Source organism: Streptomyces sp. AgN23 (assembly GCF_001598115.1).
Lineage (GTDB): Bacteria > Actinomycetota > Actinomycetes > Streptomycetales > Streptomycetaceae > Streptomyces > Streptomyces antimycoticus.
Genome location: NZ_CP007153.1, coordinates 9825419 through 9839737, shown reverse-complemented (window position 1 = coordinate 9839737; position 14319 = coordinate 9825419). Strand labels below are relative to the sequence as shown.

Sequence of the window (14319 nt, the reverse complement as noted above, 5' to 3'; positions counted from 1 at the left end):
TGCCTATAACGAGTCATAGAAGACTGAAGAATGGAAGGGCCGGAGAGAGATGTGCCCCGGGACCGCACTTAACTGAGCTCATTTTCGATGAAATCGAAGAGATCGTCATCGGATGCCGCGTCAAGCCGCTGCGTGACGCTTTCAGCGTTCGCCGCTCCGGCCTCACCGCCGTTCAACTTGGCGAGAAGCACCTGGAGTCGGGTCGCGATGGCCGACCGCTCGGCATTGTCCGGCTCAGCCGTGGAAAGTGTTGCCTCAAGTCGTTCCAGATCCGCGATCAGCGGAGTGGAGGATGTCCCTTCGTCGGGGAGGACACCCGCTCGCACATGTTCTGCGAGTGCCCTTGAGTTCGGATAGTCGAAGACCAGCGTGGTGGACAGCCTCAGCCCAGTATCCGCGTTGAGTCGGTTGCGGAATTCTACCGCTGTGAGCGAGTCAAAGCCCAATTCCTTGAACGCCCGGTCGGACTCCACGCCTTCCATTCCCGAGAAACCGAGAACCGCGGCCGCGTGACTGCGCACCAGATCCAGCACGGCGCGCTCCCGCTCACCGGGGGCCAGTGCGGAGAGCCGTTCCCGCAACCGCGATCCGGCCTCCGCGTAGCCCTCTTCGGCGGCACGGGCCTGTTCCAGGGCCGATACGACCTCGGGCAGCTCGCCGATGAGCGGGCTCGGCCGCCCCATCGTGAACGCGGGGGCGAACCGCTCCCAGTCCATGTCCGCGACCGTCACCACACCGTCGTCACTCGTGATCGCGCCCTGCAAGGCGGCGATCGCCAGGTCGGGCGCCATGCTGATCAGGCCGCGACGCGCGAGCTGTTCGCCTCCGCTTCCGGCCGCCATGCCGCTTTCGGCCCAGGGACCCCAAGCCACGGCCGTACCGGCGAGACCCCGCGCACGGCGGTCCTCCACCAAAGCGTCCAGGTAAGCGTTGGCGGCGCTGTACGCGGCCTGGCCACCACTGCCCCACACACCGGCGATCGACGAGAACACCACGAACGCGTCAAGCTCCCGGTCGCCCAACAGCTCATCCAGGCACGCCGCCCCCGCGGCCTTCCCGGACACCACCGCCTCAGCATCCGCCAGACTCATCTCCACAAGCTCGGCCGCCTGCTCAACACCCGCCGCATGGAACACCGCACTCAGCGGAAACTCCTCCGGAACGGCATCCAGCACAGCGGCCACCTGCGCACGATCAGTCACATCACACGCCGCCACGGTAACCCGGGCACCCAGCGCCTCCAGCTCCTCGCACAACTCGCCCGCACCCGGCGCCTCGGCGCCACGACGACTGGTCAGCACCACATGCCCGGCACCACTACGCACCACCCAGCGGGCCACCCGACCGCCCAGCGCACCCGTACCACCCGTCACCAACACCGTGCCACGCGCCCGCCACGGCCGCTCCGCCCCCTCACCCGCATCAGCCCGCACCAGACGCCTGGCGAACACACCAGAACCACGCACCGCGACCTGATCCTCACCATCCCCAGCCACCAACACACCGGCCAACCGCGCCACCGCACGCTCGTCCAGCACCTCAGGCAGATCGACCAGACCACCCCACACCGCAGAGTGCTCCAACCCCACCACCCGGCCCAAACCCCACACCTGCGACTGCACGACACCGGCCAGAGCATCCCAACGCCCCACCGACACCGCACCACGCGTACCGCACCACAACCGAGCCGGAACCTCCGCCTCAACCATCGCCTGCGCCAGCGTCAGGCTCAGCGCAGAACCACCCGACAGCGCCGGATACCCCGGGCAAGGCTCCTCGTCCAAAGCCACCAGCGACAGCACACCACCCACCTCGGGCAGCTCCGCGACCGCCTCACGCAGCCGCCCCGCCAGCACCTTCGCCTCCAGGTCGCACTCATCCACCACCAGCGAGACCACCCCCGCACCATGCCGCTCCAGCCCAGCGACAACCCCCGCCACCAGCTCATCCCCGGCACAAGACGCCGGAACCACCACCAACCACGACCCCGACAACGACCCCTCAGCCACCTCCGGAACCGGCTTCCACGACACCCGATAACGCCAGCCATCAATCGTCGACCGATCACGGCTGCTGCGGTGATACGCCGACAGCGCCGGCAGCACCTGACTCAGCGGGGCCTCGCCGTCGATGTCGAGCGCCTGGGCCAGCGCTTGGAGATCCTCGCGCTCGACGGCCTCCCAGAACCGCGCGTCCACCGAGTCCGCGGCCTCCGTGTCCCGGCTTCCCAGGGCCATGGACACCTCGGGCCAGAACCGCTCGCGCTGGAAGGCATACGTCGGCAGCTCGACCTGCCGTGCGCCACGACCGGCGAAGACCGACTCCCAGTCCAACGAGACACCACTGACGTGGAGTTCGGCCAGCGCCGTCGTCAACGTCCGTGCCTCGGAACGGTCCTTGCGCAGCACTGGAACGAGAACCGTGCCGGGGGTGTCATCCGTCTCTTCCGCCAGGCAATCCTGGGCCATCGCCGTGAGCACACCATCGGGACCCACCTCAAGGAACCTGGTCACACCCAACGCCTTAAGCGCACGTATCCCATCCGCGAACCGCACCGCCTCACGCACGTGCCTCACCCAGTAATCGGGTGAGCACACCTCTGTCTCGGAAACCGGCCCACCAGTGACATTGGACACCAGCGTCATGGTCGGCGGCTCGAAGGAGAGCTCGCGGACCACGTGGCCGAACGCGTCCAACATAGTGTCCATAAGGCAAGAGTGAAACGCATGAGAGACCCGCAAACCCTTAGTCTTTCGCCCCCTCGCCTCCCAGACACCCGCGACTTCCTGGACCGCGTGCGCATGGCCCGAGACCACCACGGCCGACGGACCGTTGACCGCGGCGATGCTCATCTCGTGCTCGCGGCCGGAGAGTGAGCCGGCGACCTCCTCTTCGGTCGCCTGGATGGCCACCATGGCGCCGCCCTCGGGCAGCGCCTGCATCAAACGGCCACGCGCCGCGATGAGCGTGCACGCGTCCTCCAGCGAGAACACCCCGGCAACGTGCGCGGCGGCGACCTCACCGATGGAGTGTCCGATCAGCACATCCGGGGTGATGCCCCAGTGCTCCAGCAACCGGAACAACGCCACCTCGATGGCGAAGAGCGCGGGCTGGGTGAACGCCGTCTGATCCAGCAGCGCGGCATCCGCACTGCCCTCGGCCGCGAACATCACCTCACGCAGCGGACGGTCCAGCACCACATCCAGGTGCGCACACACCTCGTCCAGCGCACGGGCGAACACCGGGAACGCCTCGTACAACTCCCGCCCCATGCCCAGACGCTGCGCACCCTGACCCGAGAACAAGAACGCCGTCTTGCCACCCGTTACGGCCTGTCCCTGGACGGCTCCCGAGCCGATTCCGCCCTGAGCCATCTCCTCGAGACCGCGCAGCAGGGCCTCGCGGTCCTCGCCGACCAGTACGGCCCGGTGCTCGAACACCGAGCGAGTCGCCAGCGAGTACCCCACGTCCAGCGTGTCGAGGTCGGCCCGGGCCGCCACATGTGCGTGCAGTCGCCCGGCCTGTGCCCGCAGCGCCTCCCGGCTCTTCCCGGAGACCAGCCACGGCACCACGGCCGCCGACTCGCCCGTGCCGGGGGCCGCGGTGTCCGAGACCGCGGGCTCCTCCACAGCGGGGGCCTGCTCGATGATGGTGTGCGCGTTGGTTCCGCTCAGTCCGAACGAGGAGATGCCGGCCCGGCGCGGCCGGTCCGTCTCCGGCCACGCGGTGGCCTCGGTCAGCAGCCGCACCTCACCCGCCGACCAGTCCACCTGCCGCGACGGCTCATCCACATGCAGCACCTTCGGCAGCACCCCGTGCCGCATCGCCATCACCATCTTGATCACACCGGCCACACCCGCCGCCGCCTGCGTATGACCGATGTTCGACTTGATGGCGCCCAGCCACAGCGGACTTCCCTCCGGCCGGCCCTGCCCATAGGTGGCCAGCAGTGCCTGCGCCTCGATCGGGTCGCCCAGCGAGGTACCCGTTCCGTGCGCCTCCACCGCGTCCACCTCGGACGCCGACAGCCCGGCACTCGCCAGCGCCTGACGGATCACCCGCTGCTGCGACGGGCCGTTCGGCGCCGTCAGACCGTTCGACGCACCGTCCTGGTTGATGGCCGAGCCCCGGACCACGGCCAGCACCGGGTGACCGTTACGGCGGGCGTCCGACAGCCGCTCCACGAGGAGCATGCCCACGCCCTCGCCCCAGCCCGTGCCATCCGCCCCGTCCGAGAACGGCTTGCACCGACCGTCGGAAGCGAGTCCGCGCTGCCGGCTGAACTCCACGAACGCACCCGGCGTCGACATCACCGACACCCCACCGGCCAGTGCCAGGTCGCACTCGCCCTGACGCAGCGCCTGCATGGCCATGTGCAGCGCCACCAGCGACGACGAACACGCCGTGTCCACCGTCACCGCGGGTCCCTCGAGACCGAAGGTGTAGGAAATGCGTCCCGACACCACACTGGCCGCGCTGCCCGTGCCCAGGTGGCCCTCGAGGTCACCTTGCGCGTCCGCCCACAGCCCCGTGTAGTCCTGGCCATTTGTTCCCACGAACACACCCGCCCGGGCGCCCCTCAGCGCGTCCGGAGCGATACCGGCTCGCTCGAACGCCTCCCACGAGGTCTCCAGCAGCAGCCGCTGCTGCGGGTCCATGGAGAGCGCCTCGCGCGGCGAGATCCCGAAGAACCCCGCGTCGAAGTCCGGGGCGCCGTAGAGGAAGCCGCCCTCGCGTGCGTAGGACGTGCCGAGCCGCTCGGGGTCGGGGTCGTACAGCCCGTCGAGGTCCCAACCGCGGTCGGCGGGGAACCCGGCGATGGCGTCGCCGCCCTCGGCGACCAGCCGCCACAGTTCCTCCGGTGTGTGGACATCGCCGGGGAAGTGGCAGCTCATCGCGACGATCGCGATCGGGTCATGGGCCACGGCAACAGCCGTCGGCTCAGCGGCGGCCACGGCCGGCTGGGCGGTGCCGAACGCCTCGGTGTCCAGGTAGTCGGCCAGTTCGGCGGCGCTCGGATAGTCGAAGACCAGCGTGGCCGGGAGGCGCAGCCCCGTCGCGATGTCCAGCCGGTTGCGCAGCTCGACCGCCGTGAGGGAGTCGAATCCGAGGTCGCGGAAGGCCCGGCCGGGCTCGACGGATTCCGCCGAAGCATGGCCGAGTACGGCGGCCGCGTGCCCCCGTACCAGTTCCAGCACGGCCTGGTTCCGCTCGACCGCCGACAGCCCGGCGAGCTTCTCGGCGAAGGTGGCCGCTTCCGCCTCGGCACCGCTGTTGACCGCGGTCAGGTGCCTGAGGGCTTCGGGGATGTCACTGATGAGAGCGCCGCCGCCGGACGCGGCGTGCGCCGAGGCCAGGCGCTCCCAGTCGACGTCGGCCACGACAAGCGAAGCCTCGTCATGGCCGACAGCCCAGCCGAGTGCCGCCACGGCCAGCGCCGGGTCCATCGCGGCCACCACACCGCCGCGTACCCGTTCCCCGGCACGGCCCTCCACGGCCATACCGGCCTCGGCCCACGGCCCCCAGGCGACCGCCGTGCCGGCGAGTCCGGCACCGCGACGCAGCACCGCGAGCGCGTCCAGGTAGGCGTTCGCCGCAGCGTAGGCCCCCTGTCCGGCACCGCCGACGACACCGGCGAACGACGAGAACAGCACGAAGGCGTCGAGATCCAGATGTGCGGTCAGCTCGTGCAGCTGCCTCGCGCCCGCCACCTTCGCGCCGAGCACTCCGGCGACCCGGTCGACGGACAGACCGTCCAGCACACCGTCGTCCAGCACACCTGCCGCGTGCACCACGCCGCGCAGGGGGAACCGCTCGGGGATCCCTGCCAGCACCTCGGTGAGCGCTTCGCGATCCGCGACATCACAGGCGACCACCGAGACCAGCGCACCCATGGCCTCGAGTTCGGCCTTGAGCTGGGGCGCACCGTCGGCCGCCAGGCCGCGGCGGCTGGTGAGGACGACGTGCTCCGCGCCCTCGGCCACCGCCCAACGGGCCACATGCGCGCCGAGCGCCCCCGTACCGCCGGTCACCAGCACCGAGCCGCTCGGCCGCCAGGCTTCGCCGCCCGACGACACGACACGCCCCAGCCGCCGGACGAACACTCCGGAGCCCCGCACCGCCGCCTGGTCCTCGCCACCCTCGGCGGACAGCACACCGGCCAGCCGCCCCACGGCGCGCTCGTCGAGCACCTCGGGCAGATCCACCAGGCCACCCCAGATCCGGGGGTGCTCCAGGGCCGCGACCCGGCCGAGGCCCCACACCTCCGCCTGCACCGGGCTGGTGAGCCGGTCCGAACGCCCCACCGAGACCGCGCCCCGCGACGCGCACCACAGCCGAACGCCCACCTCCAGCCCCGCAAGGGCCTGCACCAACCGCAGCGTCAGCGCGAGGCCCGCCGCGACCACCGGCTCCCCGGCGCACGGCTCCTCGTCCAGGGCGAGCAGCGACATCACGCCGACCTCGGACTCGCCGTCGAGTGCGCCGAGCAGTGCCTGGGCGAGCCCGTCCGTGTCCGTGTCCGCGGCCACCGCCACCGGCACCACCCGGGCGCCGTGCTTCTCGAATCCCTGGCGGATCGACGTGGTGACCTCGCCTTCCGCCAGTCCGGCGGGCACCACCAGCAGCCAGGTGCCCGAGAGAGTGGCGGTGGCCACGTCCGGGGCCGGCTTCCAGGAGACGCGGTAACGCCAGCCGTCGACCGTGGCCCGGTCACGCTGCTGCCGGCGGTAGGACGACAGCGCGGGCATCAGCTCGCCGAGCGGGCCCTTGCCGTCGACGTCCAGCGCCTCGGCCAGCGCCTCCAGATCCTCGCGCTCAACGGCTTCCCAGAACCGGGCGTCCACGCTGTCGGCAGCGGCCGAACCGCCTGTCGCCCCGCCCGTGTCCTCCAGCCAGTAGCGCTGTCGCTGGAAGGCATAGGTGGGCAGCTCGACCTTCCGCGCGTCGCGTCCGGTGAAGAGCTGTTCCCAGTCGACGGTGACGCCATGGACGTGGAGTTCGGCCAGCGCCGTCGTCAGCGCCTGGGCCTCGGGGCGGTCCTTGCGCAGCACCGGCACGACGACCGCGGCCGACGCCTCCTGCGCCGTCAGGCACTCCCGCGCCATCGCCGAGAGCACACCGTCGGGGCCCACCTCCAGGAAGGCGGTCACGCCCTGCGCCTCCAGTGCCCGTGCTCCGTCCGCGAACCGCACGGCCTCCCGCACATGCCGGACCCAGTACTCCGGCGAGCACACCTCATCGGCACCCGCCGGCTTACCCGTCACATTGGAAACCAGCGCGATGGCCGGCGGGGCGAACGACAGACCCTCGACGACCTTGCGGAAGTCGCCGAGCATGGCGTCCATGCGGGGCGAGTGGAAGGCATGGCTGACCCGCAGGCGGCGGGTCTTACGGCCCTGCCCCGCCCACTGTTCCGCGATCTCCAGCGCCGCTTCCTCGTCACCGGCGATGACGACAGAGGTCGGGCTGTTGACGGCGGCGATGCTCACCTCGGCCTCACGACCGGCCAGCGACGGAGCAACCTCCTCCTCCGACGCCTCGACGGCGACCATCGCGCCACCCTCCGGCAGCGCCTGCATCAGGCGGCCACGAGCGGCCACCAGCGTGCACGCGTCCTCCAACGAGAACACCCCCGCCACATGCGCGGCCGCGATCTCACCGATGGAATGACCGATCACCACATCCGGGGCCACACCCCACGCCGACAGCAGCCGGAACAACGCCACCTCGACCGCGAACAACGCGGGCTGAGTGAACGCCGTCTGATCCAGCAGCCCGGCGTCCTCGCTGCCCTCCGCCGCGAACATCACATCCTTCAGCGGACGGTCCAGCAGCATGTCCAGGTGCGCACACACCTCGTCCAGGGCACCGGCGAACACCGGGAACGCCTCGTACAACTCCCGGCCCATACCCAGACGCTGCGCACCCTGACCCGAGAACAAGAACGCCGTCGAACCCGAAGTACGCGCGACGGACTGCATCACTCCCGGGGCAGCCTCACCGGCCGCGACGGCCTCGAGCCCGCGCAGCAGTTCCGCACGGTCCGCGGCCGTGACCACCGCACGGTGTTCGAGGGCCGAGCGCGTCGCCACCAAGGAGTAAGCCACATCCAGCGTGCCCAATTCGGTGCGCGCCATCAGATGCGACCGCAGCTGCTCGGCCTGGGCACGCAGGGCTTCCGGGCTCCGGCCGGAGAGCGCCCAGGGAAGGACGCCATGGTCCTCGGCGGGGTCCTCGTCCGGCGCCGCCTGGTCGTACACCGGGGCCTGCTCGATGATGGTGTGCGCGTTCGTACCGCTCACGCCGAAGGCGGAGATACCCGCCCGGCGCGGCTGACCGGTCTCGGGCCACTCGGTGGCCTCCGTCAGCAGCCGCACCTCACCCGCCGACCAGTCCACCTGCCGCGACGGCTCATCCACGTGCAGCGTCCGCGGCAGCACCCCGTGCCGCATCGCCATCACCATCTTGATGATCCCGCCGACACCGGCGGCGGCCTGCGTGTGACCGATGTTCGACTTCAGCGCGCCCAGCCACAGCGGGCGCCCCTCCGGCCGCTCCTGGCCATAGGTCGCGAGCAGCGCCTGCGCCTCGATGGGGTCGCCCAGCGTCGTACCGGTGCCGTGTGCCTCCACCGCGTCCACCTCAGCGGCCGACAGGCGGGCGTTCGCCAGCGCCTGCCGGATCACCCGCTGCTGCGCCGGGCCGTTCGGCGCCGTGAGACCGTTGGACGCACCGTCCTGGTTCACGGCGGAGCCCCGCACGATGGCCAGCACCTGGTGACCGTTGCGCTCCGCGTCGGACAGCCGCTCCACGAGCAGCATGCCCACACCCTCGGACCAGCCCGTACCATCCGCGGCATCCGCGAACGGCTTGCACCGGCCATCGGGCGCCAGCCCGCGCTGCCGGCTGAACTCCACAAACGCCGCCGGCGTGGCCAGCACGGTCACACCGCCGGCGAGCGCCATGGAACACTCGCCCTGACGCAGCGACTGCGCGGCCTGGTGCAGGGCCACCAGCGACGACGAACACGCCGAGTCCACCGTCAAGGCGGGCCCCTCGAGGCCCAAGGTGTAGGAGATTCGACCGGACACGACCGAGGTCGCGTTGCCGGTCAATATCTGCCCTTCCAGGTCCTCCGCCGACTCGTTGACGCCGGCCCCGTAGCCCGAGGTGGCAGCGCCCACGAACACGCCGATCTGGTTGCCGCGCACGGAGGTGGGAGCGATGCCGGCGCGCTCGAACGCCTCCCAGGACGTCTCCAGCAGCAGCCGCTGCTGGGGATCGATGGCGAGTGCCTCACGCGGCGAGATGCCGAAGAACGCCGCGTCGAACTCACCCGCGTCGTGCAGGAAGCCGCCCTCGCGCGAGTAGAACGTGCCCGAGTGGTCGGGGTCCGGGTGGTACATCCCGTCCACGTCCCATCCACGGTTGGACGGGAAGTCGGAGATCGCGTCGCCGCCACCGGCCACGAGGTTCCACAGCTCCTCCGGGCTGCGCACACCCCCCGGGAAACGGCAGCTCATCCCGACGATCGCGATCGGATCGTCGTCGACCGGGGCCGCCAGCGCCACCGGCGCGACCACCGCGCCTCGCGTCCCGAGCACCTCGGCACGCAGATGGTCCGCCAAAATCGATGCGTTGGGGTAGTCGAAGACCAGCGTCGTCGGCAGCTCCAGCCCGGTCTCCGCCACCAGCCGGTTACGGAACTCCACCGCCGTGAGCGATTCGAAACCCAGCTCCTTGAACGCGCGCTCGGGCTCAACCGTCTCCCCACCGGTGAATCCGAGGACCGCGGCCACATGGCCACGTACCAGGTTGAGCAGGGTCCGGTCGATCTCGGCCTCGGTCAGCCCCGCCAGCCGCTCCCGCAGGCCCGCCGCGGCTTCCGACTGGCCGGACCCGCCCCCGGATCGGAGCACCTTTTCGACCTCGGGGAGGTCGCCGATGAGCGGGCTCGGCCGCTCCAAGGTGAACGCGGGGGCGAACCGCTCCCAGTCCATGTCCGCGACCGTCACCACACCGTCGTCGCCCGTGATCGCGCCCCGCAAGGCGGCAAGGGCCAGCTCCGGAGCCATGACGAGCAGGCCGCGACGGGCGAGCTCGCGCTCCATCCCCTCCGATGTCGCCATGCCGCTTTCTGCCCAGGGACCCCAAGCCACGGCCGTACCGGCGAGACCCCGCGCACGGCGGTCCTCCACCAAAGCGTCCAGGTAAGCGTTGGCGGCGCTGTACGCGGCCTGGCCACCACTGCCCCACACACCGGCGATCGACGAGAACACCACGAACGCGTCAAGCTCCCGGTCGCCCAACAGCTCATCCAGGCACGCCGCCCCCGCGGCCTTCCCGGACACCACCGCCTCAGCATCCGCCAGACTCATCTCCACAAGCTCGGCCGCCTGCTCAACACCCGCCGCATGGAACACCGCACTCAGCGGAAACTCCTCCGGAACGGCATCCAGCACAGCGGCCACCTGCGCACGATCAGTCACATCACACGCCGCCACGGTAACCCGGGCACCCAGCGCCTCCAGCTCCTCGCACAACTCGCCCGCACCCGGCGCCTCGGCGCCACGACGACTGGTCAGCACCACATGCCCGGCACCACTACGCACCACCCAGCGGGCCACCCGACCGCCCAGCGCACCCGTGCCACCCGTCACCAACACCGTGCCACGCGCCCGCCACGGCCGCTCCGCCCCCTCACCCGCATCAGCCCGCACCAGACGCCTGGCGAACACACCAGAACCACGCACCGCGACCTGATCCTCACCATCCCCAGCCACCAACACACCGGCCAACCGCGCCACCGCACGCTCGTCCAGCACCTCAGGCAGATCGACCAGACCACCCCACACCGCAGAGTGCTCCAACCCCACCACCCGGCCCAAACCCCACACCTGCGACTGCACGACACCGGCCAGAGCATCCCAACGCCCCACCGACACCGCACCACGCGTACCGCACCACAACCGAGCCGGAACCTCCGCCTCAACCATCGCCTGCGCCAGCGTCAGGCTCAGCGCAGAACCACCCGACAGCGCCGGATACCCCGGGCAAGGCTCCTCGTCCAAAGCCACCAGCGACAGCACACCACCCACCTCGGGCAGCTCCGCGACCGCCTCACGCAGCCGCCCCGCCAGCACCTTCGCCTCCAGGTCGCACTCATCCACCACCAGCGAGACCACCCCCGCACCATGCCGCTCCAGCCCAGCGACAACCCCCGCCACCAGCTCATCCCCGGCACAAGACGCCGGAACCACCACCAACCACGACCCCGACAACGACCCCTCAGCCACCTCCGGAACCGGCTTCCACGACACCCGATAACGCCAGCCATCAATCGTCGACCGATCACGGCTGCTGCGGTGATACGCCGACAGCGCCGGCAGCACCGCACGCAACGACGCCTCGTCGTCGAAGTCCAGCTCCTTCGCGAGCGATTCGAGATCCTCGCGCTCGACGGCCTGCCAGAACCGCGCATCCACCTCGCGACGGATTCCGGCATCGGCACCGGCCGCATCGACGGACTTCTCGACCCAGTACCGCCGGCGCTGGAAGGCATAGGTCGGCAGGTCGATCCTGCGGGCCTCGAGACCGTCGAAGACCGAGGCCCAATCGACAGCGGAGCCGTGAACGTGCAGCCGTGCCAGCGCGGTGGTCAGGGCCACGGCCTCCGAGCGGTCCTTGCGCAGCACCGGCACGATCACGGGCGCCGAGGCAGGCTCGCCCCGTTCCGTCAGGGAGTCCTGCGTCATCGCCGAGAGCACACCGTCGGGACCCACCTCCAGGAAGGTGGTCACGCCCTGTCCCTCGAGCGCCCGCACCCCGTCCAGGAAGCGCACGGCTTCCCGCACGTGGCGCACCCAGTACTCCGGCGAGCACACCTCGGCCTCCGAGGCCATCCTGCCGGTGACATTGGAGACGAGGTCGATGGCGGGCGGGGCGAACGACAGCCCCTCGACGACCTTGCGGAAGTCGTCCAGCATCGCGTCCATGCGAGGCGAGTGGAACGCGTGGCTGACCGTCAGCCGACGGGTCTTACGACCCTGCTCCGCCCACTGCCCCGCGATCTCCAGCACCGCCGCCTCATCACCCGCGATCACCACGGCGTTCGGGCCGTTGACCGCGGCCATGCTCACCTCGGCCTCACGACCGGCCAGCGACGGAGCGACCTCCTCCTCCGACGCCTGGACGGCGACCATCGCCCCACCCTCGGGCAGCGCCTGCATCAGGCGGCCACGAGCGGCCACCAGCGTGCACGCGTCCTCCAACGAGAACACCCCAGCAACGTGGGCGGCGGCGATCTCGCCGATGGAATGGCCCATCACCACATCCGGGGTGACACCGAAGTGCTCCAGCAACCGGAACAACGCCACCTCGACCGCGAACAACGCGGGCTGAGTGAACGCCGTCTGATCCAGCAGCGCGGCATCCGCGCTCCCCTCCGCCGCGAACACCACCTCCCGCAACGGACGGTCCAGCACCACATCCAGGTGCGCACACACCTCGTCCAAGGCACCCGCGAACACCGGGAAACCGTCGTACAACTCCCGGCCCATACCCAGACGCTGCGCACCCTGACCCGAGAACAGGAACGCGAGAGTGTCCTCGATCCGGGTCGTGCCCTGGACGACCTGGGCCGCGTTCTCGCCGGTGGACAGGGCCTCCAGGCCACGCAGGAGCTCGTCCCGGTCCCCGGCGACCAGGGCCGCGCGGTGATCGAAAGCCGAACGGGTCGTGGCGAGGGAGAAGCCGACGTCCGCCGGTGTCAGCTCCGAGTGGGCGCTCAGATGGGCGTGGAGTTGGCCCGCCTGGGCGGCGAGCGCGTCAGCGCTCTTGGCGGACACCAGCCACGGCAGGACAGCGGGCCGCTTTGCCCCGTCCGCCTTGGGAGCGGTCGCCTCGGGCTGCCCATCACGGTCGGCTTCCGGGGCCTGCTCGATGATGGTGTGCGCGTTGGTGCCACTCACCCCGAACGAGGAGACACCGGCCCGGCGCGGCCGGTCCGTCTCCGGCCACGCGGTGGCCTCCGTCAGCAGCCGCACCTCACCCGCCGACCAATCCACCTGCCGCGACGGCTCATCCACATGCAGCGTCCGCGGCAGCACCCCGTGCCGCATCGCCATCACCATCTTGATCACACCGGCCACACCGGCCGCCGCCTGCGTATGACCGATGTTCGACTTGACGGCCCCCAGCCACAGCGGGCTGTCCGCCGATCGCTCCTGGCCATACGTCGCCAGCAGTGCCTGCGCCTCGATCGGGTCACCCAATGTCGTGCCCGTACCGTGTGCCTCCACCGCGTCCACCTCGGACGCCGACAGCCCGGCACTGGCCAGCGCCTGACGGATCACCCGCTGCTGCGCCGGACCGTTCGGCGCCGTCAGACCGTTGGACGCACCGTCCTGGTTGATCGCGCTGCCCCGGACCACCGCCAGCACCGGATGGCCATTCTTCCGCGCGTCCGACAGCCGCTCCACCAGCAGCATGCCCACACCTTCGGCCCAGCCCGTACCGTCCGCGGCGTCCGCGAACGGCTTGCACCGGCCATCGGGCGCCAGCCCGCGCTGTCGGCTGAACTCCACGAACGAGCCCGGCGACGCCATCACCGACACCCCACCGGCCAGCGCCAGCTCACACTCGCCCTGACGCAGCGCCTGCATGGCCATGTGCAGCGCCACCAGCGACGACGAACACGCCGTGTCCACCGTCACCGCGGGTCCCTCGAGACCGAAGGTGTAGGAGATACGCCCCGACACCACACTGGCCGCGCCACCGGTCAGATAGCCCTCGAGTTCACCCCCCACCTCATAGAGATGAGTCGAGTAGTCCTGACCGTTGGTACCGACGAAAACCCCGACCGGCCTGCCGCGCAGGGACACGGGGTCGATCCCGGTTCGCTCGAACGCCTCCCATGACGCTTCCAGCACCAGCCGCTGCTGCGGATCGGTCGCCACGGCCTCACGGGGAGAAATTCCGAAGAACTGCGGGTCGAATTGGTCGGCATCGTAGATGAAGCCACCCTCTCGGGTGTAGCTCGTCCCAGGATTGTCCGGGTCCGGGTGGTAAAGCCCCTCGAGGTCCCAGCCGCGATTGGTCGGGAATCCGGAGATGGCGTCGACGCCATCCGCGACGAGTCGCCACAGCTGCTCCGGGGTGCTTACGCCCCCGGGAAAGCGACAGCTCATTCCCACAATGGCGATGGGCTCCCGCGACGCCGCCATCAGGCGCTGGTTCTGTAGCTTGAGGCGGTCGTTTTCCCGCAGGGAAGCGCGCAGCGCTTCGACAACTCTTTCGGAGGACGTAGCCATCAGTAGC

Annotated in this window: 1 protein-coding gene; it reads right to left on the bottom strand. The window is 70.4% G+C overall.

Going from position 1 to position 14319, the window contains the following annotated elements; genetic code table 11:
* Nucleotides 1–68 precede the first annotated feature (68 nt).
* A complete protein-coding gene (locus tag AS97_RS42070) occupies nucleotides 69–14312 on the bottom strand; it encodes a type I polyketide synthase (protein ID WP_210566748.1) in 14244 nt (4747 codons plus the stop codon).
* Between the last annotated feature and the right edge of the window lie 7 nt (nucleotides 14313–14319).